This window comes from Mycobacterium pseudoshottsii JCM 15466 (genome assembly GCF_003584745.1).
GTDB lineage: Bacteria > Actinomycetota > Actinomycetes > Mycobacteriales > Mycobacteriaceae > Mycobacterium > Mycobacterium marinum.
This window is the reverse complement of record NZ_AP018410.1, coordinates 1352813-1375680: the sequence shown is the minus strand read 5'-3', so window position 1 is coordinate 1375680 and position 22868 is coordinate 1352813. Positions and strand designations below refer to the sequence as shown.

Annotated in this window: 24 protein-coding genes; 3 read left to right on the top strand and 21 right to left on the bottom strand. The window is 67.4% G+C overall.

The window, feature by feature from the left end:
- Positions 1 to 23: 23 nt before the first annotated feature.
- From MPSD_RS06285 to glmS, 14 genes are all read right to left on the bottom strand, one after another.
- Entirely contained in the window at positions 24 to 1244 is a 1221-nt protein-coding gene (locus MPSD_RS06285; protein ID WP_086084784.1) for an Rv1453 family transcriptional regulator, read from the bottom strand.
- 250 nt (positions 1245 to 1494) lie between these two features.
- Complete coding sequence (groL, locus tag MPSD_RS06280) at positions 1495 to 3114, bottom strand: chaperonin GroEL (RefSeq protein ID WP_012393010.1); 1620 nt, start codon at positions 3112 to 3114, stop codon at positions 1495 to 1497.
- Between the two features lie 92 nt (positions 3115 to 3206).
- Complete coding sequence (gene groES, locus MPSD_RS06275; RefSeq protein ID WP_011739140.1) at positions 3207 to 3509, bottom strand: co-chaperone GroES; 303 nt, start codon at positions 3507 to 3509, stop codon at positions 3207 to 3209.
- Between the two features lie 313 nt (positions 3510 to 3822).
- Positions 3823 to 4854, bottom strand: coding sequence for a tRNA (adenosine(37)-N6)-threonylcarbamoyltransferase complex transferase subunit TsaD (gene tsaD, locus MPSD_RS06270; RefSeq protein ID WP_036426877.1), 1032 nt, complete (start codon positions 4852 to 4854; stop codon positions 3823 to 3825).
- Complete coding sequence (rimI, locus tag MPSD_RS06265; protein WP_011739138.1) at positions 4855 to 5331, bottom strand: ribosomal protein S18-alanine N-acetyltransferase; 477 nt, start codon at positions 5329 to 5331, stop codon at positions 4855 to 4857.
- Positions 5328 to 5954: a tRNA (adenosine(37)-N6)-threonylcarbamoyltransferase complex dimerization subunit type 1 TsaB gene (gene tsaB / locus MPSD_RS06260; protein WP_036427500.1), complete on the bottom strand. Its 627-nt coding sequence runs from the start codon at positions 5952 to 5954 to the stop codon at positions 5328 to 5330. Before tsaB ends, rimI begins: the two co-directional genes overlap by 4 nt.
- Positions 5951 to 6421, bottom strand: a complete 471-nt coding sequence (gene tsaE, locus MPSD_RS06255; RefSeq protein WP_086084783.1) for a tRNA (adenosine(37)-N6)-threonylcarbamoyltransferase complex ATPase subunit type 1 TsaE — start codon at positions 6419 to 6421, stop codon at positions 5951 to 5953. Before tsaE ends, tsaB begins: the two co-directional genes overlap by 4 nt.
- Complete coding sequence (locus MPSD_RS06250; RefSeq protein WP_020788509.1) at positions 6414 to 7535, bottom strand: alpha/beta fold hydrolase; 1122 nt, start codon at positions 7533 to 7535, stop codon at positions 6414 to 6416. Before MPSD_RS06250 ends, tsaE begins: the two co-directional genes overlap by 8 nt.
- On the bottom strand, positions 7525 to 8691 hold the full coding sequence (alr, locus tag MPSD_RS06245; RefSeq protein ID WP_020727371.1) for an alanine racemase: 1167 nt from the start codon (positions 8689 to 8691) through the stop codon (positions 7525 to 7527). The genes MPSD_RS06250 and alr overlap by 11 nt, the downstream gene beginning before the upstream one ends.
- An 86-nt stretch (positions 8692 to 8777) precedes the next feature.
- Positions 8778 to 10163 (bottom strand): glutamate decarboxylase, encoded by a 1386-nt coding sequence (gene gad, locus MPSD_RS06240; RefSeq protein ID WP_086084789.1) that lies wholly within the window; start codon positions 10161 to 10163, stop codon positions 8778 to 8780.
- A 36-nt stretch (positions 10164 to 10199) separates the two neighbouring features.
- Entirely contained in the window at positions 10200 to 11621 is a 1422-nt protein-coding gene (locus MPSD_RS06235; RefSeq protein ID WP_086084788.1) for an NAD(P)H-hydrate dehydratase, read from the bottom strand.
- Between the two features lie 30 nt (positions 11622 to 11651).
- Positions 11652 to 12365, bottom strand: a complete 714-nt coding sequence (locus MPSD_RS06230) for a rhomboid-like protein (RefSeq protein ID WP_012393003.1) — start codon at positions 12363 to 12365, stop codon at positions 11652 to 11654.
- Between the two features lie 62 nt (positions 12366 to 12427).
- Entirely contained in the window at positions 12428 to 13270 is an 843-nt protein-coding gene (locus MPSD_RS06225) for a DUF4436 domain-containing protein (RefSeq protein WP_086084782.1), read from the bottom strand.
- A 64-nt stretch (positions 13271 to 13334) separates the two neighbouring features.
- Positions 13335 to 15212 (bottom strand): glutamine--fructose-6-phosphate transaminase (isomerizing), encoded by a 1878-nt coding sequence (gene glmS, locus MPSD_RS06220; RefSeq protein ID WP_036426881.1) that lies wholly within the window; start codon positions 15210 to 15212, stop codon positions 13335 to 13337.
- A gap of 112 nt (positions 15213 to 15324) precedes the next feature.
- On the opposite strand from glmS, the gene MPSD_RS06215 reads away from it, so the two are divergent.
- From MPSD_RS06215 to MPSD_RS06205, 3 genes are read left to right on the top strand one after another with little or no spacing between them, the layout of a single operon-like run.
- On the top strand, positions 15325 to 15795 hold the full coding sequence (locus MPSD_RS06215) for a DUF2510 domain-containing protein (RefSeq protein WP_020788515.1): 471 nt from the start codon (positions 15325 to 15327) through the stop codon (positions 15793 to 15795).
- A 9-nt stretch (positions 15796 to 15804) separates the two neighbouring features.
- Positions 15805 to 16644: a dienelactone hydrolase family protein gene (locus MPSD_RS06210; RefSeq protein ID WP_012392999.1), complete on the top strand. Its 840-nt coding sequence runs from the start codon at positions 15805 to 15807 to the stop codon at positions 16642 to 16644.
- Positions 16645 to 16659: 15 nt separating this feature from the next.
- Positions 16660 to 17703, top strand: a complete 1044-nt coding sequence (locus MPSD_RS06205) for an LLM class F420-dependent oxidoreductase (protein ID WP_036427502.1) — start codon at positions 16660 to 16662, stop codon at positions 17701 to 17703.
- A 26-nt stretch (positions 17704 to 17729) separates the two neighbouring features.
- Here the strand turns inward: MPSD_RS06205 and MPSD_RS06200 are convergent, their stop codons facing one another.
- From MPSD_RS06200 to MPSD_RS06170, 7 genes are all read right to left on the bottom strand, one after another.
- Positions 17730 to 19127 carry a hypothetical protein gene (locus MPSD_RS06200; RefSeq protein WP_020788517.1) on the bottom strand — a complete coding sequence of 466 codons (1398 nt, stop codon included), beginning with the start codon at positions 19125 to 19127 and terminating at the stop codon, positions 17730 to 17732.
- Between the two features lie 2 nt (positions 19128 to 19129).
- On the bottom strand, positions 19130 to 19441 hold the full coding sequence (locus MPSD_RS06195; RefSeq protein WP_011739126.1) for a type VII secretion target: 312 nt from the start codon (positions 19439 to 19441) through the stop codon (positions 19130 to 19132).
- A 104-nt stretch (positions 19442 to 19545) separates the two neighbouring features.
- A complete protein-coding gene (gene glmM, locus MPSD_RS06190) occupies positions 19546 to 20883 on the bottom strand; it encodes a phosphoglucosamine mutase (RefSeq protein WP_015354723.1) in 1338 nt (445 codons plus the stop codon).
- 150 nt (positions 20884 to 21033) lie between these two features.
- A complete protein-coding gene (gene rpsI / locus MPSD_RS06185) occupies positions 21034 to 21492 on the bottom strand; it encodes a 30S ribosomal protein S9 (RefSeq protein ID WP_012392994.1) in 459 nt (152 codons plus the stop codon).
- Positions 21489 to 21932, bottom strand: coding sequence for a 50S ribosomal protein L13 (gene rplM, locus MPSD_RS06180; RefSeq protein WP_012392993.1), 444 nt, complete (start codon positions 21930 to 21932; stop codon positions 21489 to 21491). The genes rpsI and rplM overlap by 4 nt, the downstream gene beginning before the upstream one ends.
- A gap of 238 nt (positions 21933 to 22170) precedes the next feature.
- Complete coding sequence (locus tag MPSD_RS06175) at positions 22171 to 22467, bottom strand: WXG100 family type VII secretion target (RefSeq protein ID WP_020788518.1); 297 nt, start codon at positions 22465 to 22467, stop codon at positions 22171 to 22173.
- Between the two features lie 15 nt (positions 22468 to 22482).
- A complete protein-coding gene (locus MPSD_RS06170; protein ID WP_012392991.1) occupies positions 22483 to 22836 on the bottom strand; it encodes a WXG100 family type VII secretion target in 354 nt (117 codons plus the stop codon).
- Between the last annotated feature and the right edge of the window lie 32 nt (positions 22837 to 22868).

The following is a 22868-nucleotide window of genomic DNA, read 5'->3' as shown; positions in this document are numbered from 1 at the left end:
CCCTCCCCCGAAACCAGAATCGCCTAGGCGGGCGGATTGCCGCGCCACTGCAGCGCTTCGAGGGCGACGGCAACATGCACGCTGCTGTGGCCCAAAGGCCGTGGCAACAGTTGCTGAGCGCGGTCGAGTCGGCGCAGCAGGGTGTTGCGATGCGTGTAGAGCACCTTGGTGGTGCGCCCGATGCTGCACTGCTCATTGACGAAGGTCAGCACCGTCTTGTGCAGCTCAGCACCGGCCGACTCGAAATCCCCGAGCGTGTTCTTGATGAAATCATTTGCGGCTTCGGGGTTTTGTGCAATCAAGGCGATCAACTGGATATCGGCAAACAACGCGACTCGCTGGCGAGAATTCAGCCCGGCCACCATCCGCTGGGTGGTTAGCGCCTCCAGATGGCTGCGCCGGAAGCCCTCGATTCCCGTCGCGGCGGCGCCGATGGCGATTCGCGCTCCGGGAACGTCTCGGACCGCCTGCTCAACCTGTTCGACGTCAAGGGTGGCGTTAGCCGCATTGGCCACCCACACCCAACGGGTGGCCGCGCCGGCGATCACGGTCAGCGGCCGCGCAAAATCGGCGGCGCGGCCGAAGGCGTCGACGACCCGGTCGAGCCGATTCAGGTCGCCATCGGGCTCGTCACTCCAGATGACGGCGGCGGTATGTGTGCGGTTGAGGGCGTATCCCAATCGAGCCTCGGCGCGCTGGCGGCTGATCGGCGCACCGTCGAGGATCAAAGCGGTGACTTCTCGTCGTTCGGCGTGTGTGCCGCGAGCCAGTTCGTCACGTTCGCGCTGCATCTGGGCGGCGATGCCGGCAGAGGTGGCCTCGACGAACTCGCTGATCGACCGGTAGGTCACCTCGAACAGCTCGCGCAGTTCGTCGGGATCGCTGGTTAACCCAAAGGCGACGCCCATCCACAACCGCCAGCCCACCGTTTGCGCGATCCGAAACGTGAACGGGTCCAGGCCGCGGCGCACCATGTCGCGGGCAATGCTTAGCGGCTCGGGGCCGAGATTGGGCGCGACCGGAGCACCGGGGTTGCTCACGTTGGCCGCAGCCCAGTGAATCAGGCTGGAGCGGATGCTGTGGCGGGTCGCTTCGGCCAGGACGGGATCATCGGCAATGGCGGGGTTGGCCGCCATGGTCACCCGGTCGTACTCGTCCAACCATTGCTGAGAACCGTCCAGTACGGCTTTCGCCCCCTGCCGGATCAGCTCACCCACCCGCGGGGACGGACCTTGCCACAGCACTCACTCACGGTAGCCCGCGGGCGCACACTCCTGCACCATCGAGCACCTAGATTTGACTGTTTTGTGCATGGCCGGTTAGCCGCGGTTCAGCCAGCCCGCGACACTTAAACCTCCGCGACAACACGCCGTAGATGCTCGCAAGGGATTAAGTCTCGCGTGCCCGAGGCAATCTCGCGTGAGCGCCCCTTCAGCCTCAGACACGAAAACACCCCCGGCCGCGAAGGACCGGGGGTGTTTCGGATGCCTGCGGCTAGTGCGCGTGGCCGTGATGGCCGTGGCCATCGTCTTCTGGCTCGGCCGGCTTGTCGACAATCGCCGTCTCGGTGGTCAGCACCATACGTGCCACCGATGACGCGTTGAGCACTGCCGAGCGGGTCACCTTGACCGGGTCGACGATGCCGTCGGCAGCCAAGTCGCCGTAGGTCAGGGTGGCCGCGTTCAGACCGTGTCCGGCCGGAAGCTCGCTGACCTTGTTGACCACGACCGAACCGTCCAGACCGGCGTTGGTGGCAATCCAGTACAGCGGCGCGGCCAGTGCCTCGGAGAACACGTCCACGCCGACCGCCTCATCGCCCGACAACGACGCACGCAAGTCCTTGAGCGCGTTGCGAGCCTGGATCAGGGCGGACCCGCCCCCGGCCACGATGCCCTCCTCGACGGCAGCCTTGGCCGCCGCGACCGCGTCCTCGACGCTTTCCTTGCGCTTCTTGAGCTCGGTCTCGGTGGCGGCACCAACCTTGATGACGGCCACGCCGCCGGCCAGCTTGGCCAGCCGCTCGCCCAGCTTCTCGCGGTCCCACTCGGAGTCACTTCTGTCGATCTCGGAGCGCAGCAGATTCACCCGCGCCTCGACCGCTTCCGGGGCACCGCCGCCGTCGACGATGATGGTGTCGTCCTTGCTGACCACGACGCGCCGCGCCGAGCCCATCACCTCCAGGCCCACCTCCCGCAGCACCAGGCCGGCGTCGGGGTTGACCACCTCGGCGCCGGTCACCGCGGCCAGGTCTTGCAGGAAGGCCTTGCGCCGGTCGCCGAAGTAGGGCGACTTGACCGCGATCGCCTTCAGCGTCTTGCGAATGGAGTTCACGACCAGGGTCGCCAACGCCTCGCCCTCGATGTCCTCGGCGATGATCATCAACGGCTTGCCCGATTCGGCGACCTTCTCCAGCAACGGCAGCAGGTCGGGCAGCGAGCTGATCTTGTCCTGGTGCAGCAGGATCAGCGGGTCTTCGAGAACAGCCTGCTGAGCGTCGAAGTCGGTGACGAAGTAGGCCGAGAGGTATCCCTTGTCGAAACCGACACCCTCGGTGAACTCCAGCTCGGTGCCCAGCGTCGAGGATTCTTCGACACTGACCACACCGTCGTGGCCGACCTTGCTCATCGCCTCGCCGACCAGATCACCGATCAGCTGGTCGCGCGAGGAGACCGTGGCGACCTGCGCGATGGCGTCCTTGCCCGACACCGGCGTGGCCGAGGCAAGCAGGGCCTCCGACACCGCGTCGGCGGCCTTGCCGATTCCCGAACCCAGCGCGATCGGGTTGATTCCGGCGGCGACCAACCGCAGGCCGGTCTTGACCAGCGCCTGGGCCAGCACCGTCGCGGTGGTGGTGCCGTCGCCGGCGACATCGTTGGTCTTGGTGGCCACCGACTTCACCAGCTGGGCGCCCAGGTTCTCGAACGGGTCTTCCAGGTCGATGTCACGGGCCACGGTGACGCCGTCGTTGGTGACGGTGGGGCCACCGAACGACTTGGCCAGCACCACATGCCGACCACGCGGGCCCAGCGTCACCCGTACCGTGTCGGCGAGCTTGTCCACGCCCGCCTCCATAGCGCGGCGCGCAGTTTCGTCGTACTCAATCAGCTTGCTCATCAGGCTCCTTATGCCCAGCTAGTCCGCTAACGCATGCCGCCCCGGAAATCACCCGCGCTTGAACACGGGGATCGCCGGGGCGGTACACGGGGTTACTTGGAAACGACAGCCAGCACGTCGCGCGCCGACAGGATCAGGTACTCCTCGCCGCCGTACTTGATCTCGGTGCCGCCGTACTTGCTGTAGATGACGGTGTCACCCTCTGCCACGTCCAGCGGGATCCGCTTCTCGCCGTCCTCGTCCCAGCGGCCGGGGCCGACTGCGACGACGGTGCCCTCCTGGGGCTTCTCCTTGGCGGTGTCAGGAATGACCAGACCGGACGCGGTCGTGGTCTCGGCCTCGTTGGCCTGCACGAGAATCTTATCCTCGAGTGGCTTGATGTTCACCTTCGCCACGATTGGAGCCCTCCACTAATTCGATCGGATCCGGTGCTGTCGCCCCGGATTATCTTGATTCGGATCCGGGACTATTCGCCCGGACCGGAGTTTTCGGCCGGTCCGGGGCGCGCCCCGAACCGTCCGAATTATCAGGTGATTCGGCATCCGTCCGTGCCCTCGCGTCGTCGTCGCGGGTGCCGGCGCAGGGGTCGTCCGACTGCCACCTAGCACTCTATACATGAGAGTGCTAGCACTCAAGGGCGCCCCGGTGCTTCTCGCGTGTCGGTTCGCCCACGGCGTATTCCGCACCGCCGCCGCGGCCGCACCGGGATCAGCCGACCTTGCCCTTGACCACCGGCAAGCCGGGGTCGCTGGGCACATCCAGCGGCGAGGGAGCCGCCTTCGCGGCCACCAAATGCGCGGCGAACGCGGCGATCATGGCGCCGTTGTCGGTGCACAGCCGCGGCCTGGGGATACGCAGCGTCAAGCCGGCCTCGCTACAACGTTGGGTTGCCAACTCGCGCAATCGTGAATTGGCCGCCACACCCCCGGCGATCAGGAGGGTCGATACCCCCAGGCCGGTGGCCGCGCGCACCGCCTTACGAGTCAGCACGTCGGCCACGGCTTCCTGGAAACCGGCCGCGACATCGGCCGGCCGAAAATCTGGATGGGCCTCCACGTAGCGCGCCACCGCGGTCTTGAGACCGGAGAAGCTGAACGCGCATGGATCGTCGGACGGCCCGGTCATGCCGCGCGGAAACACGATGGCATCGGGGTCCCCGGAGCGCGCCAGGTCGTCGAGCACCTTGCCGCCCGGATAGCCCAGCCCCAGCAGCCGCGCCACCTTGTCGTAGGCCTCGCCCGCGGCGTCGTCGACGGCGGCCCCCAGCTCGACCATCGGTTCGCCCAACGAACGCACATGCAGCAAGTGGGTGTGCCCGCCGGAGACCAACAACGCCACACACTCGGGCAGCGGTCCGTGTTCGTACACGTCGGCGGCCAGGTGTCCGCCCAGATGGTTGACCGCGTAGAACGGCACTCCCCAGGCAGCCGCATACGCCTTGGCCGCGGCCACCCCCACCAGCAGCGCACCCGCCAGCCCCGGCCCGATGGTGGTGGCGACGACGTCGGGCCGCACGATGCCTGCCGTCGTGAGCGCACGGCGCATCGCCGGTCCCAGGGCTTCCAGATGCGCCCGCGAGGCGATCTCGGGGACCACGCCGCCGAACCGCACATGCTCATCGACGCTGGAGGCCACCTCGTCGGCCAACAGGGTCAAGGTGCCGTCGGCCTCCAGTCGCGTGATACCGACGCCGGTCTCATCGCAGGAGGTCTCGATGGCCAAGATGACTGTCCCCGGCATTTACCGCGCACCCCCTGGATCCCTGCGCATCGTGTATGCGTCGGCACCGCTGACCCGGTAGTAGCGCCGGCGCAGTCCGACCTGCTCGAAACCAACGCTGCGATACAGCGCTATCGCCGGCTCATTATCGGTGCGGACCTCGAGGAAAACCACGCCGCCGTCGGCGAAGGCCAACAGTTCGTCAAGCAGCCGGCGGCCGATGCCCCGCCCCTGATAGGCCGGGTCGACACCGATGGTGTGTATCTCGTATTCGAAAGGCGCAACACGGCCCAGCCGCGAGACACCGGCATAGCCGACCAGGTTATCCGCGCACCGGGCGCCCACGTAGTGATTGCGCCCGCTGGCCAGCTCGCGCTCGAAGGCCACCTCCGGCCACGGGTCGTCGCCATCGAAAAGTTGCGCCTCCAGCTCGGCGCAGCGCCGGGCATCGGCGCGGGTCAGCGCGCCGATGGTGACGGGCCCGAGATCGGCGGTCATGGGCGCGCCGCCAGCGGCTTGGCATCGGGCCGGCGCAGATACAACGGCACCAGGGGCGCCGGGTCCTGCGCCCAGTTCACCGCGGCGGCCAGGCCCGCCACGGTCGGGTAGCTGGGCTCGCACCGGGGCAGGTCGAACAACCCGGCGTGCTCGGGTGATCCCGCTACCGCGTGCGCGGTGCCGGGATCGACGTCGCCCGGGGCGTTGACCGCCGGGCCGTGAGTGCGCACGCCATCGCGGTAGCGCGCCCAGTAGACCTCGCGGCGACGGGCGTCGGTGACTACCAGCGTGTCACCGGTGGTGAGTCCACCGATGGCATCGAGGCTGCACACCCCATACACCGGGATGTCCAGCGCATGCCCGTAGGCGGCGCCGGTGGCCATTCCGGCCCGCAGTCCGGTGAACGGGCCGGGACCGCAGCCCACGACCACCGCATTCAGGTCGGCCATCGTCAGCGCCGCACCGGCCAGCGCCGCCAGCACGTTGGGGGTCAGCCGTTCGGCGTGCGCCCGGGCGTCGACGGTGACCCGCTCGGCCAACGCGACGCACTCGGACCCCGTCAGCTGCGCCACCCCCGCGGTCACCGCGGGGGTAGAGGTATCCAAAGCGAGAATGATGGTCATCGGCCGGCCCACGCCCAGGTCGCGATCCGCACGTCGGAGTGACTGACCCGCTCCAGCCGAATGTCGAGATGGCGCTCGGAGAGTCGCTCGGCCAGGCCCTCCCCCCACTCCACCACCACGACCGAGTCCGTCAGATCGGTGTCCAGATCCAGCGAATCGAGCTCACCGAGCAGGTCGGCGCTCCCGTGATCCAACAGCCGATAGACATCAACGTGAATCATCGCCGGGCGGCCCGGCCCACGCGCCGGATGCACCCGCGCCAACACGTAGGTCGGCGAGGTGACCGGGCCATCGACGTCCATCGCCGCGGCAATGCCCTTGGCCAACAACGTTTTTCCAGCACCCAATGGGCCCGAGAGCACCACCACGTCACCGGCGCGCAGCTGCTCGCCCAGCCGGGTTCCCAGCGCCACGGTGTCCGCCACGCGTTCCAGCGTTGCCGTGCCCGAATCGTGCTGCTCAGCCATGGCGGCGCCACCGATCCCGCAACCGCTCGCCGACCCGCCGGTACCGCAGCGTCAACTTGCCCGGAAGGGCGCGGTCGACGAGCCGGACCAGCCCTTCGTTGATGGCGTCGGGCTTGTCCAACAGGGCCAGATGACTGGCCCCGCCCACGATGACCAGTTCGGATTGTGGCAACGAGGCCGCCATCTTTCGAGAGTATTCGTCGGGGGTCATCAGGTCGTGATCACCACAGGCAATCAAGGTCGGGATCCGCAGCAGCGTCCACAGCCCGGCGGTTTCGTCGTGCACTTCCAGCGCGTGCAGGAAACCCACCAGGGTGGCGATGGGCGTGTCGTTCATCATCTGCTGCGAGAACGCATCCAGGCTGCGGCTCACCTCCAGGTCACTGTAGGACGCGGCCCGCAGGATCGGGCCGATCAGTGACCGGGACGCGGTGCGGCCGCGGTGCATCAGTTTCGGCGCGGACCGGGCGGTGAACCGGACCGCCTCGAGCGCCGGGTTTTTCAGGAACTCGCCCAACGGCGAGCGGGTCACCCCTTCGGCCGCCGAAGAGATGACGGCGGCACCCACAATCCGCCGGCCGTAACGCTGCGGGAACTGACGGGCGTGTGACAACACCGTCATGCCACCCATCGAATGCCCGACCAGCACTATCGGCCCGCGCGGAGCGGTCGCTTGCAGCACCGTTTCCAGGTCTTGTCCGAGTTGGGTCAGCGTGTAGGTCTGCGGATCGGCTTCGCCGGACTGGCCGTGCCCGCGCTGGTCATAGAAGACCATCCGCACCCGCGAGCCCCATTGTTCGCCGAGCCGCATGCGCTGAAAGTGGAAGGCACCCATGCGCAGGCAGAAGCCGTGGGCGAACACCATGGTCAGCGGGGCGTCCACCGGCCCCGCCTCGCGCACGGCCAGCGGCACGCCGTCCGGTGTGGTAACCACCCGGGCGCGATCGCTGTCCAGCCGCTCGAAATCCTCACCCGCGTACGGGTCGTCGCAGACCGAGCCGCGTTCGGCCAACGAGCGCCGGGACGAGGCGCCGACGATGGTGGCGACCGCCGTCAGCCCGGCGCCTCCGGCAAGCCAGGCTCGCTGGCGCCGGCGAGTTTCCTCAGCGCTCAACGGTTTCGGCCTCGCGGTAAACCCTGGTGATACGCCCGCGCGGGCTGGTCACCACCTCGTAGTGGATGGTGCCGACCAGATCGGCCCAGTCCTGCGCGGTGGGTTCACCGCGGGTACCCGGCCCGAACAGAATCGCCTCGTCGCCTTCGGCCACATCGAGCGGTCCGGGGCCCAGATCGACGAGGAACTGGTCCATGCAGACCCGGCCGACGCCCGGCCGGCGTTTGCCGTTGATCAAGACCTCCAGGCGCCCGCCCAGCGACCGGAAAACCCCGTCGGCGTAGCCGATCGGCAACAGCGCCACATTCGTGTCGTGGGGCGCAATCCAGGTGTGCCCGTACGACACGCCTTCGCCCGCGCTCACCGATTTCACCAGCGCGACTGCGCATTTCACGGTCATCGCCGGAACCAGTCCCATGTCGCCCAACCTGGGCACCGGGCTCAGCCCGTACACCGCGATGCCGGGCCGCACCAGATCCAGCGTCAGATCGGGACGAGCCATGGTTGCCGAGGAGTTCGACAGGTGTGCCACCTCGAATCGCACTCCCTGGTCGCGGGCGTGGTCGAGCATCTGCTTGAACCGCTGGGACTGGATGTCGTTGATCGGCTTTTCCGGTGCGTCGGCGTGCACCATGTGCGTCATCAGCCCGCGTAGCCGAATCGCGTCTTCGGCGACGGCCTGGCGCAGCCTGGTCACCATCTCCGGGTAGAGCGCCGGCGCCACGCCGTTGCGGTTGAGGCCGGTGTCGATCTTGACCGTGACGGTCGCCGTCGTTCCGGTCCGGCGCGCGGCATCGAGCACTTCGTCGAGTTGGCGGATCGAAGAAATGGCGATCTGGACGTCGGCGGCCAGCGCGGGCCCGAAATCCATGCCGGGTGCGTGCAACCAGGCCAGCACCGGGGCGGTGATGCCGTCCGCGCGCAACGTCAGCGCCTCGTCCACCGACGCGACTCCGAGTTCGACCGCACCGGCTGCCAGCGCGGTGCGGGCGACCGCGGTGGCGCCGTGACCATAGCCGTCGGCCTTGACGACCGCCATGACTTGTGCGCTGCCGGCACGTTCGCGCAGCAGCCGCACGTTGTGGGCGATAGCGCCCAGGTCCACCACCGCCTCGGCGAGGACCCCGGGCGTCAGAGATATCGGGGTGGTAGTCATCGACTCGATTGTCCCAGAGCCGCGCGAAGGTGCTCGCCCAGTCCGCGTTGACCCCCGGCGGCCGGGCCGGCGACCAACCTCCCCGCTTAGTGCGCGAAGTGCTGTCCGTCGTAGTTGCCGCCCGGCTTGACCTTGTCCAGCGTGCGCAGTGAGGTGACGGCATCATCGTGCAGAGCGCGTGCCATGTCGGCGGACAGACCTTCGCGCACCACGATGCGCAGCACCGATACGTCGGTGGCGTTGTCCGGCATGGTGTAGGCGGGCACCTGCCACCCGAAGGTTCGCAGCTCGTGGGAGAGGTCGAACTCGGTGTAGCCGCGGTCGCCGGCCAGCCGGAAGGCGACCACCGGGATCGCCGAACCGTCCGCTATCAGCTCGCAGTGATCTACCTCACGCAGCTGCGCGGAGAGCCAGCGCGCGGTCTCCGACAGGGCCTGCATGACGTTGATGTAGCCCTCCCGGCCCAGCCGCAGGAAGTTGTAGTACTGGCCGACGACTTGGTTACCGGGCCGGGAGAAGTTGAGTGTGAATGTGGGCATATCCCCGCCCAGGTAGTTGACCCGGAAGACCAGATCCTCCGGCAGGTATTCGGGGCTGCGCCACACGACGAATCCGACGCCGGGATAGGTCAGCCCGTATTTGTGACCGCTGACATTGATCGAGACCACCCGCAGCAGCCGGAAGTCCCACTTGAGGTCTGGATGCAGGAACGGCACCACGAAGCCCCCGCTGGCGGCGTCCACGTGCACGGGCACATCAACGCCGCCGCCGGCCGCCAATCTGTCCAGCGCCGCGCAGATCTCGGCAACCGGTTCCAGCTCGCCGGTGTAGGTGGTGCCCAGGATCGCGACCACACCGATGGTGTCCTCGTCGACGGCGTCGACGACCTGTTCGGGGGTGATGACGTAGCGCCCCTTCTCCATCGGCAGGTAGCGCGGCTCGACGTCGAAGTAGCGACAGAACTTCTCCCACACCACCTGGACGTTGGAGCCCATCACCAGATTCGGTGTGCGGCCTTTCCAGTCCTTGCCGACCTTCTGCCGCCACCGCCACTTCATGGCCAGGCCGCCGAGCATCACCGCCTCGCTGGAGCCGATGGTAGACACCCCGGTGGCGCTGGACGGGTCGTCGTCGCGCAGTCCCTCGGCGTGAAAGAGGTCGGCGACCATCGACACGCAGCGGGTCTCGATCGCCGCGGTCGCCGGGTATTCGTCTTTGTCGATCATGTTCTTGTCGAACGTCTCGGCCATCAGCTTGCCGGCCTCGGGATCCATCCAGGTGGTGACGAAGGTGGCCAGGTTCAGCCGCGAGCTACCGTCGAGCATCAGCTCGTCGTGGATGAACCGGTAGGCGGCTTCGGGATCCATCGACTCCTCGGGCAGCCGCAACGCCGGTACCGGAGCGGTGAACAGCCGGCCGGTGTAGGCCGGAGCGATCGAATGTGCGGGTACCGACGGGTGGCTACGGGACACGGTGGATCCTTTCATTGCCGAGTCGAGCTACTGACTTCACAGAGCCGCCAGGGCGGCCCGGATGTGGTGGAGAATTCGCGACGCGGACGTCGGTGCGCCATCGGGCCCCGGATCGAGGGCCGATAGCTCGGCGGCACGGGCGTGGACGAACGCCGCGGCCGCGGCGGCCTCGGCCGGTGCCAGCCCCGCCGCCAGCAGGGCCCCGATCATTCCGGACAACACATCACCCGATCCAGCGGTGGCCGCCCAGGACTGCCCGGCCGGACTCAGGTACACCCGGCCGCCGGGATCGGCGATGACGGTGACATTGCCCTTGAGCAGCACGGTGGCGCCGAACGCATCGGCCAGCTTTCGGGTTGCGCCGACCCGGTCGTCCCCCGGCCCCGAGCCCGCCAACCGAGCGAATTCACCGGCGTGCGGCGTCAGCACCGTCGGGGCGCTGCGATTGACCACCAATTCGGGATGCGCCGCCAGCATCGTCAGCCCATCGGCATCCACGATCACCGGGAGATTGGTTTCCAGCGCGAACCATAGTGCGGCCGCCCCGGGTTCATCGGTGCCCAGGCCCGGCCCTACCACCCAGGCCTGTACCCGCCCGGTCGTGGAGGGGGTGGGCGAGGCGATGACCTCCGGCCAGCGCGCGAGCACCTCGCCCGCCGCGCTGCCGGCGTAGCGGACCATGCCCGAGGTGGCTGCCACCGCGGCGCCACTACACAACACCGCCGCACCCGGATACGTCGAAGAACCCGCCAGCACACCGGTCACGCCCTGGGTGTACTTGTCATCGCGAGGGCCGGGCACCGGCCAGTGCGCGGCCACGTCGGCGGCCTGCAACCCCAGCACCTCGGTGTCGGACAGGTCCAGTCCGATGTCGATCAGCACGACACGACCGCAATCGGCCAGCGCGTGGACGGGTTTGAGTCCGCCGAAGGTAACCGTCAGCGCGGCGCGCACCGCGGGGCCGGTAATCGCCCCGGTCGCCACGTCGATGCCGCTGGGGATGTCCACGGCCACCACCGGGATGCCGGCGGCGTCCACCGCGGCGAACACCTCGGCCGCCGCGGGCCGCAGCGGCCCGGAGCCGGAGATGCCCACCACCCCATCGATAACGAGATCGGTTGCCGCCGAGACGTTTTGTACAACGCGGCCACCAGCCTTGGTGAATGCCGCCAGCGCCTTGGGATGGGCGTGTTGCGGATTGAGCAGTACCGCGTCCGCCGCGGCGCCGCGGCGGCGCAGGAAGGTCGCCGCCCATAGCGCGTCACCACCGTTGTCGCCCGATCCGACCACCGCGCACACCCGGCGACCGAAAATTCCGCCGCTACGGCGGGTCAGTTCACGCCCGATTTCGGTGGCCAGGCCAAAGGCCGCCCGTCTCATCAGCACCCCGTCGGGCAAGCTGGCCAACAGCGGCGCTTCGGCGTCGCGGATCGCGTCTACAGAGTAGTAATGCCGCATCACTGCCAGCATTGCATGTTTGGGACGGGCTCAGGCCGGTGCCTCACGGGAACGGAGTTTTCGCAGAACTTCTCTGATTTTCGCGGGACCCCACGTCGGGCTCCCGCGTTCGCGGGCCATCGGATAGAAGGCCAAACCGATCAGTATCGCGGTGAAATGGCCGATGGCGGTGAAGTCGAGCTCGGTCTTGTCCATTGTGAGCAGCGGAAAGCCGAAGATGACGAGCAACACCGCCAGGTATCCCCATCGCCACGGTTTGACGATGTGATAGGTGAGCACCGCCATCACCCCGACCAAGAAGTAGCTGACCCCGATGTCACGCGAGTACACCAGCCGTTCGGCGGCCTCACGCGTCTGGATCGCGTAGTAGAGCAGGCCTTCGCTGATATAGGTGGCGCCGATGTGGGAAGTCAATCCCACCGTCAGCCAGCGCAAGTGGCCAAGCCAATGCTCGGCCGGCGCCAGGAACAGCGTGAACAGCACCAGATACGGTTCCAGATTCCGGCCGTCGATCCACAGCAGACTGGAAAACAGGACTTCCAGCGGATCGCGCCCCAGGTGGCTGATGTTGGTGGACCGATGCAGGATCACCGAGTGCAGCTGGCGTCCGGCCAGGCTGTTTTGAATGATCGTGGTGATCGCCAAGACGACCAGCCAGGTATAGGTCAGGGGCGCGCTGCTGACGAAATGCCACACCGCGAGCGCCATGCTTCGCACTCGTGCGGATACCGATGCGCTCGCCACGGCGTCAACTCTTACACGCCTCTTACACGCCCGCCGTTGCCCATGCGACATCGGCAGTGGTCTCAGGCCGGCTTGTCGGAGGCGGGTTTCAGGTGCCGCCACCAGCAGGAAATGTAGATCGCCATCGAAATGACCAACACGACTATCGCCCAGACCACGACCCGGACATCGATCCAGGCCCCGAAGGGAGGCGCGTTGGGCAGCGCATTGCGCAGCGGCACCACCGCAAACAGCATCGCCGCGTACCACGTGGTCATGGGCGGCTGGAATGGTCGTCGATCACGTGCGGTCTGCACCGCAACAAAGAGAGCCAGCCCGGCGATCGTGACCAGGACACCGATGATGAGCAGGGCAAACGCGGCGGTGCTCGGTGATCGCTGCAACGCCAACCGGTAGGGCGTAACCCCGGTGCCGTCTCCTGCGGTCGGAATGTCGATCTGCCAGCCGGCGAGGCTGTCGACGAATCTCACCTTCGCCCGCTGGGGCACCTTCGCCGCACCGCTGAACAGCTCGACCGTGATCGGCCCGGAACGGTAGTGATCGAAGGGCCAGTCCGCCACGTTGCCGGTGATGGCCAGCGGAACGGGGAAGACACCGGGCAGCATGCCCTTGGACCAGGTGCGCTTGGTCGGCGTCACCGAGGAGGTGACCACGACGCTGAGGTCGTCGGACAGACCCTCGGTTCGCGGATCCAGCAGCCCCGGCCCCGGCGTGACGGCGAGATTGGCCGACAGCACGGTGTTGCTCGACTGAACCTCTTCCAGGCTGATGGTGACCGTGGTCCCATCGGCGGTCGGACGGCCTTGGGTCAGGTCGTGCGGCCCCTTGCCGGCGTTGCCGTACAGCAGTGTCGAGCCGACATAGGCCACGACGAAAAGCACCAGTCCGACAAATCCCAGCTTCATCGGCCAGGTCCTGACCTACCGCGCTCAACCGCCGACAAGGGTCCCCCTCATTGCCTGCTCCGGACTATTCGACCGTGACCGACTTGGCTAGATTTCGCGGCTTGTCGACGTCGTACCCGCGTGCCTGTGCGACGGCCGCGGCGAACACCTGCAGTGGGATCGTCGACAACAGCGGCTGCAACAGGGTCGACACCGCCGGAATCTCGATCAGGTGATCAGCGAAAGGACGCACGGTGTCGTCGCCCTCTTCGGCGATCACGATGGTGACCGCGCCGCGGGTCTGGATCTCACGAATGTTCGACAACAACTTGGCGTGCAGTGTGGCCGAGCCTTTGGGAGAGGGCATGATGACGATGACCGGCAGCTCGTCTTCGACCAGCGCGATCGGACCATGCTTGAGCTCACCGGCGGCGAAGCCCTCGGCGTGCATGTACGCCAGTTCTTTGAGCTTGAGCGCGCCCTCCAGGGCCACCGGGTAGCCGACGTGGCGCCCCAGGAACAACACGGTCGAGGACTGCGCGAACCGGTAAGCCAGGTGGGCCACCGGCTTGATCGCCGAAATGACCCGGGCCACCAGATCGGGCATCGCTTCCAGCTCGCGGTACTCCCGCTCGACCTCGTCGGGATATTTGGTGCCGCGCGCCTGGGCCAGCGCCAAGCCCAGCAGATAGTTGGCGGCCACCTGGGCCAGGAAGGTCTTGGTGGAGGCCACCCCGATCTCCGGGCCGGCGCGGGTGTAGAGCACCGCGTCGCATTCGCGCGGGATCTGCGAGCCGTTGGTGTTGCAGATCGCCAACACCTTGGCCTTCTGCTCCTTGGCGTGGCGGACGGCCTCGAGGGTGTCCGCGGTTTCACCGGACTGAGAGATGGCCACCACCAGGGTGCTGCGGTCCAGCACCGGGTCGCGGTAGCGGAACTCGCTGGCGAGCTCCACCTCCACAGGAAGGCGGGTCCAATGCTCGATCGCGTACTTGGCGAGCAGACCCGAGTGATAGGCGGTGCCGCAGGCGACCACGAAGACCTTGTCGATCTCCCGCAGCTCCTGGTCCGATAGCCGCTGTTCGTCGAGGACGATGCGGTTGCCCACGAAGTGGCCGAGCAGAGTCTCGGCGACCGCGGTCGGCTGCTCGGCGATCTCTTTGAGCATGAAGTACTCGTAGCCGCCCTTTTCGGCGGCCGCGAGGTCCCAATCGATGTGAAACTCCCGGTAGTCGGTACCGGCAAGCAGGTCGTCGTTGCCATCGAAGTCGCTGATCCGGTAGCCATCGGCGGTGATCACCACCGCCTGGTCCTGCCCCAGCTCAACGGCGTGCCGGGTGTGCGTGATGAACGCGGCGACGTCGGAGCCGACGAACATCTCGCCGTCACCTATGCCGAGCACAAGTGGCGTGGAGCGGCGGGCCGCCACGATGGTGCCGGGGTCATCGGCGTTGGCGAAAACCAAGGTGAAGTGGCCCTCCAACCGCCGCAGCACCGACAACACCGAGGCCGGGAAGTCGCCGGCCGTCTCGCCGTGGTGAAACGCCTGCGCTACCAGGTGCACCGCAACTTCGGTGTCGGTGTCGCTGGCGAACTCCACGCCGGCGGCCTCCAGCTCCTGGCGCAGGACGGCGAAGTTCTCGATGATGCCGTTGTGGACGACCGCGATTTTCCCGGCGGCATCACGATGGGGGTGGGCATTACGGTCGGTGGGGCGCCCGTGGGTGGCCCACCGGGTATGCCCCAGGCCGGTGGTACCGGTCAGCGACTCCGCCGGCATTTCGGCCACCGCCGTCTCGAGATTGGCGAGCCGGCCGGCGCGGCGACGCACCGTGAGCTTGCCGCTGCCGTCGACCAATGCGATCCCCGAGGAGTCGTAGCCTCGGTACTCCATCCGGCGCAGCGCATCCAGGACGACTTCGCAGGCAGGACGCTGGCCTACGTAGCCGACAATTCCGCACATAGCAGACCAGGGTAGTGCAGCCACCCCCATCCGGACGTCCGCATAACGCTGACCGCTAGCTGACCAGCGACTGACCGGGGCGGCTCGCGAGCCCCCGGATGAATCCGGCGGTATGGTCGAAATGGCCCTACGGCGCGAAAGGCCCGATTTGTCCCACCCTTACCAACCCCCTGTCCAGGCGGATCGGTACTACCTCAAGCTGATCAAGCACACCGGCGCCCTGATCTTCTGGCAGCAGCGCAGTTATTCGGTCTACGGGACGCTGCCGGAGTGTGAGGTGGCCTACCGTTCGGCCCAGACCTACAACCTGCTCGCCGGTTGGTGGAGCCTGCTGTCGCTGCTGCTGTTCAACTGGATCGCCTTGATTTCCAATGCCAACGCGATGCGCCAGCTGCGCAACGCGGTCAATTCGGGTGGCCAGGCACCGGCGGCGCCCGTGCCTGCCTCGCGGCCCGCATCGGCGCCGGTATCGACGCCGGTATCGATGCCGGCGGGCTGGTACCCCGATCCTCATGGGGCCGGACAGCGCTATTGGGACGGCACAACGTGGACGAACTGGACCCATCCCCCGCGCCACCGCTAACGTCGACGGGTGGCCCGCATCCGCAACCTCGTTGCCGCCCTCAGCCGCCGAGGCCCACACCGCGTTTTGCGCGGTGACCTGGCCTTTGCCGGACTGCCCGGGGTGGTGTACACCCCTGAAGCCGGTATGAACCTGCCGGCGGTCGCCTTCGGGCATGACTGGCTCACCGGGGTAGCCCGCTATTCGGGGCTGCTCGAGCACCTGGCGTCCTGGGGCATCGTTGCCGGTGCGCCCGACACCCAACGCGGCGTGGCGCCGTCGGTGCTCAACCTGGCCTTCGACATGGGCGTTGCCCTCGACATCGTGGCCGGAGTGCGCCTTGGGCCCGGCGATATCAGCGTGCACCCCGCCAAGCTCGGGCTGGTGGGCCACGGTTTCGGCGGCTCGGCCGCGGTCTTCGCGGCGGCCGGCATGCCGGCCAAGCCCGCCGGGGTGGTCGCGATCTTCCCGACCGTCACCGCGCCCCCGGCGCAGCAGCCGGCCGCGGGCCTGAAGGCGAAGGGTTTGATCCTGAGCGCACCCGAGGATCCCAAGACGCTCAATTCCAACGCACTCGAGCTGTCGCACGCCTGGGACGCCGCCACGCTGCGCGTTGTCAGCAAGGCCAATCCGGGCGGTCTGATCGAGGGTCGGCGATTGACCAAGGTGGTGGGGCTGGCCGGCTCCGACCGCAAAACCCAGCGTTCGGTCAGGGCGCTGGTGACCGGCTACCTGCTGCACACCCTCGGTGGCGACAAGACCTATCGCGACTTCGCCGATCCGGACGTGCACCTGCCCAAGACCGACCCGGTGGATCCGCACGCCCCGCCGGTTACGCCCGAAGAGAAGCTTGTCGCGCTACTGAAGTGACGAGCGCGGCCCATGATGCGAATCGGTATCGCCCTGGACTACTCGGGCGGCTTCCATGAGGGCCTCGACCGCGTCGTGGAACTCGAGAAATCCGGAATCGACGTCGCCGTGGTGGCAGAGGCATATGCCTTCGACGCCGTCATCCAACTCGGCTATCTGGCGGCCAAAACAACCCGCGTTCAGCTGGCCTCCGGGGTGCTGCCCATCTATATCCGCACACCCTCGCTGTTGGCGATGACGGCTGCGGGCCTCGATTATGTGTCGGGCGGCCGGTTCAATCTCGGAATCGGTACGTCCGGACCGCAGGTGATCGAGGGATTCCACGGCGTCGAATTCGATGCGCCCATCGGCCGCACCCGCGAGGTGGTGGAAGTCTGCCGGCACGTCTGGCGGCGGGAGACGCTGCGTTATGCGGGCGCCCACTACCAGATCCCGTTGCCCGCGAATCGCGGCACGGGTTTTGGCAAGGCCCTCAAACTCATCAATCACCCACTACGGGAACGCATTCCGATATCCATTGCGGCGCTGGGCCCCCGCAACGTCGAGCTGACCGCCGAGATCGCCGAGGGCTGGCAGCCGGTCTTTTTTTATCCGGAGAAGGCCGCGTCGGCCTGGAGCGAGGCGCTGGCGTCGGGCACCGCGAAACGCGATCCCGCGCTGGGCCCGTTGGATGTCACGGTGCACGCCTCGTTGGCGATCGGGGACGACGTCGAGCAGCGGCTGGCCCGGGTGAAGCCTCAACTTGCCCTGTATCTGGGCGGCATGGGCGCCAAGGGCCGCAATTTTTACCACAACCTGGCCACTCGTTACGGGTACGGCGATGTCGCAGACCGAATCCAGGAGCTGTACCTGGCTGGGCGCAAGCACGAGGCCATAGCCGCGGTGCCGGACGAGCTGGCGCGGGGAATCTCGCTGATCGGCCCACGCGGGTTCGTCGCCGAACGGCTGGCCGCCTTTGCCGAAGCGGGTGTGACGACCATGCTGGTGAGCCCGTTGAGCACCGATCGCCGCGAATACGTGCGCCACGTCGAGCAGCTGCTGGGGCTGCGTCGCGCCTGAGTTGGTCTGCGAGCTGTCTCGAGTTGTTACGGCCCGGCCTTGGGCAGCTCGTCTGCGGCTATCTCGCAGGGACTCGATGCCTCGCCGGCCGGCGCCGAACCGTCGTGCGGCGGCGCCTCGGGAACTCGCGGCGGCTGGGCGACCGGCGTGGCGGCCTCCTCGGGCACCGGTGTCCTGGCTTGTTCGCCAATCGGCATCGCGGACCGCTCGGCGCCATCGCCCGCCGGCGCCCCCGGCGGTGAACCGTCGGCGGCTTCCGGCGCCTCGCCGTCATCGGACTTCTCGTCACTCGCGCCGGTTTCGGTTGCCGCGTCGGGCTTTCGCGGCTCGCTAGGGTTCTCATCGCCGACGTCGTCGACCGCGTCCGCACCGGACCGATCTCCCCCATCCGCCGGGTCCACCGACCCGAGCGGATCGGCGATCGGTACCGCCGCCGTACCGAGTAGTTCTGCCAGCGCGTCGACAATGCGCCCGGCAAGCCCCGCTAGCCCACCGAGCCCGCCGGTTCCGGCGGCACCCAAGCCGCCGGGGCCGCCGAAATCACCGAGCGCTCCGAAATCGCCGGCATCTGTGGGTAGTTCGAGGCCAGCTCCCGGCGCCGGCGCGATGCCAGCCGGCACCGCCGGCGACGCGGCGAAGGCCGGTTCCGGATCCGGCGCAGGCGCGGAGGTGGCGGCCGCAGGTGCGATCGCCGCCAGCGCCGATGGGACCGGCGGCGATTGGCGTCCGGATCCGAGGTCGTCTGGGTGGTCGAAAGACACCGGCACCGACGAGGTCAGTCGATCGGCCAACGTCGTGTAGGCCGCGCCGATGCCGGCCGTCGCTGCGCGCATCGCGCCCAGCCAGTCGTCACGAATATCGTTGTCCAGATAGGGATTTATCTGATGGCGAACCAGCTCGGCGGCCGCACTGCCGGGCGCTGCTCCGGCACCGACCTCAGCGCAGGCGGCCAACCACGCCGGCCGCCGCGCCAGTGTGCGATCGTCGATGGCGATCACGCTTTCCACCTTCATGTCGACCAGACGCCATAGGTCCTCGCGCAACGATTCGCAGCCCAAAGCCGCCGCCCGAACTTCGGCAACAATGCGCTGCCCCGCCTCAACATGGCGTTGCAGAAAGTTGACCGCGGCGTCGGCTCCAGGCCCCGTCCAGGCCATCGCCAGCGCGCCGACCTGGCCGCGCTGCATCCCAAGCGCCTCAGCGATCGTGGCGCCGGCGGCGCGCAGTCGCGCGCAGTCACCGTCGAGTAGGTAGAGATCGAGGCCGTCTTCGCTGTCGTAGCGGTCGCCGATCGGATCAAAGCCCTTGGCCAGAAAGGGATCTTGGTAGCCGAGCTGTTGGCAGGCGCGTAGGTGCCGCCGCGTGTGGTCCACGGCGGGCCGCCCTTCGTCGAGGCGCTGTGCCACCGCTAGCCCGTTGGTCACGATCAGGCGATCCGTGCCGCGGCGCCACGATCGGCATCAACGTAGTGGTTCGCGGCGGCGCGCATGGCGACCGCTATATCGACTGTGGCGCTGGACCATTGGGATAGCTGCGCACCCAAGCGCTCCAATCCGGCGCGCAGTGCATCACCGTGCGAAGGGTAGTCCCGGCCTGCCGCGGCCCCATCAAAAGTGAGCCTTGCCCAATGGTCGGCGATGGCGTTATCGATCAGCTCCGCCGCGGCGCACAGTCGCTCGGCCACTACCTGCACCGCCGCAACATCGATGCGTGAGTTTCTAGCGAGTTCGGGTCTCATGGATAGTCCGACGCCGGCCGGGGCGTCGAGGTTCCCGCTGAGCCGGGATTGGTCACCTCGATGGCGGTGACGGCAGCGAGCAACGAAATTCAGACGCCTGGTGGCTAGCCCGCGGCACTGACCGCGTCGGCGACGCTGGTGGCCAACCGATGCGCGGCTTCCTCGTCGGCCGCCTCGACCATCACCCGGATCAGCGGCTCGGTTCCAGAGGGCCGAAGCAAGATGCGGCCGGTGTCACCCAGCTCGGTTTCGGCCCGGTCTACCGCCGCCTGAACCGAAGGTGCCGCAGCCGCGGCCGCCTTGTCGGTGACCTGGACGTTGATCAGCACCTGCGGCAACGTTTGCATCCGCGATGCCAGAGCGGCCAGCGAGGCGCCGGTCGCCACCATGCGCGTCATCAAACGCAATCCGGTGACGATGCCGTCACCGGTCGAACCGAGTCCCGGCATCACGATGTGGCCGGACTGCTCACCACCGAGGCTGTAGTCCCCGGCGCGCAATTCCTCGAGCACATAGCGGTCCCCGACGCCGGTGGTGCGCATGTTCACGCCGGCCTCGCGCATGGCCAGGTGCAGACCGAGGTTGCTCATCACCGTGGTCACCAACGTGTCGGAGGCCAATTCGCCCGCCTCCTGCATCGCCAAAGCAAGGACCACCATGATGGCGTCCCCGTCAACGAGGTCACCGTTGGCGTCGACGGCCAGGCAGCGGTCGGCATCTCCGTCGTGGGCCACACCCAGGTCGGCGCCGTGGGCAAGCACCGCCGCGCGAATCGCCTCCAGGTGGGTCGATCCGCAGTCGTCGTTGATGTTCAACCCGTTGGGGTCGGCGTTGATCTCGATGACCCGGGCTCCGGCGGCCCGATAGGCGCGCGGCCCCACTTCCGAGGCGGCGCCGTGGGCGCAATCGACCACGACGGTCAACCCATCGAGTCGCGTGGTGCAGGCCTTGCTCACATGCCGCAGATAGCGGTCGGCGGCGTCCTCGGCGTCGATCACGCGGCCGATCTCCGAGCCAACCGGTCGCAACCCGGGTCCGGCCGCAACCAGACTTTCGATCCGGTCCTCGGTAGCGTCGTCGAGTTTGTGTCCGCCCGGACCGAAGATCTTGATGCCGTTGTCGGGCATCGGGTTGTGCGACGCCGAGATCATCACCCCGAAATCGGCGTCATAGGCACCGGTCAGGTAGGCCACGGCGGGAGTGGGAAGCACCCCGACGCGCAGGGCGTCGACACCTTGACTGGTCAAGCCCGCGATGACGGCGGCCTCGAGCATTTCGCCACTGGCTCGCGGATCGCGGCCAACCACGGCTACTCGCCTGCCCGGTCCGGTCGAACTGGCCAGGTGCTGCGCGGTAGCGGCGCCAAGGGCCAGGGCCAACTCGGCGGTCAATTCGCGATTCGCGACCCCGCGCACTCCGTCGGTGCCGAATAGTCGACCCATGCGGACAAACCTCTCACAGTTGACGTTCTCGCGCCTAACGTGCGCTTCCCTTTCTGCCCGCAACCGTGCGCGTTGACGCGACGACACGCCGAAGGCACACCGAAAACAACGCACAACGTTGCACGGTCGCGGCCAGAAAGTGATCGTTGATCAGCGCTTGCTGTACTGAGGCGCCTTGCGGGCCTTCTTCAGGCCGTACTTCTTGCGCTCGGTAGCACGCGGGTCACGGGTGAGGAAGCCAGCCTTCTTCAGCGCGGGCCGGTCCTCCGGGTTTGCCACGATCAATGCCCGGGCGATACCCAGCCGCAGCGCGCCGGCTTGACCCGAGGGGCCGCCGCCGTGCAGCAGCGCAAAGATGTCGTAGCTCTCCAGCCGGTCGACGGTGACCAGCGGAGCCTTGATGAGCTGCTGGTGGACCTTGTTCGGGAAGTAAGCCTCGAGGCTGCGCCCGTTGAGGTCGAACTTGCCGCTTCCGGGCACCAGGCGCACCCGCACCACGGCTTCCTTGCGACGCCCGACGGTCTGGATGGGCCGCTCGAACACGAACGATTCGCTGTAAGTCACTTCAGCCTCGACAGCGACTTCCACTTCTGGGGTGGTTTCGGTCATTGCGCCACCTGCTTGATCTCGAACGGAACCGGCTGCTGCGCGGTGTGTGGGTGCTCCGGACCGGCATAGACGCGAAGCTTGCTCTGAATCTGCCGACTGAGCTTGTTCTTGGGCAGCATGCCGACGATCGCCTTTTCCACGACGCGGTCGGGGTGCTTTTCCATCAGCTCGCCGATCGAACGTTTGCGCAGACCGCCGGGATACCCCGAGTGGCTGTAGGCCATCTTGTTACGCAGCTTCTCGTTGCTGATGGCGACTTTGTCGGCATTGATGACGATGACGAAGTCACCGCCGTCGACATTGGGCGCGAACGTCGGCTTGTGCTTGCCACGCAGCAGGTTGGCTGCTGCGACGGCAAGGCGGCCAAGCACCACGTCCGTGGCGTCGATGACGTACCACGATCTCGTGGTGTCACCCGCCTTGGGCGCGTATGTAGGCACAGCGCTTACCTTCTCTTCTCTCGGGTGGATCCCGGTGTGACCCGGGTGCCGGTCAGGCGTTCACGGAGGGGCTGTCTCGGCGACCGGCATTGACCCGAGGCCCCGGCGTACCCGCACGCCAACCGAGCAGCTTACCGACGCGCATCCCCGCAGGTCAAAATGACTGTGTGGCCCCCACGGCTCTCCTCCGTGGGGACCACACAGGGTCTGTCGGGTGCCGCGGGGTCAGATGGCGTGGCTAGCGGGCCCATCCGCCGGCCGCGCGGCGGCCGGCGCCGGCGACCTCGTCGGCGCCGTCACGGACGGCGTTACCCAGCTCGACCAGGATCTGGTTGAGCGCAGCGGCCGCTTGATGCCATTTGAACTGCTCGGTTTGATACGCGGCCGCCGCCTCTCGGGACCACAGCTGCTGCAGCGGTGCGATCTGTGACCGCAGCTGCTCGAGTGCGGCGTTGAAACGCATCGAAGTGATGTGAATCTCTTGGCGAACCGTGTGCTCGATCGCGTCAAAGTTGTACGATAGGACAGGGTCCACGGCGAATCCCTCCGATCACAGGTCCGCGCCGGCGGCGCCGATGTGGTGTGCGTGGTTCTGGCCGGCCTCACGCAGCAGGGCCTCGTTGTGCCGAATGGTCTCAGCGATCGTGTGCAGGGCGTGGTAGAGCCGTGTCGACTCTGCACCCCATCGATCCATCGCGTGTTTGAATCGCACCGCCGCCACACCACCCCACACTGAGGCGGGCACATCGTTCATGCGGCCGATGAACGCCTGCAGCAGCGCCCGGATTTCTTCGTTGCGGGCGTCGGTGGTGGCGGCGACCGTGCGCATCAGGTCGAAGTCGGCACTCAACGTGTTCGACGCAGTAGACGTAGTGAACGGATTGGCACCTGCCGGACTACTCATACCCCTTAAGACCGGCGGCAGGCCGATTTGGT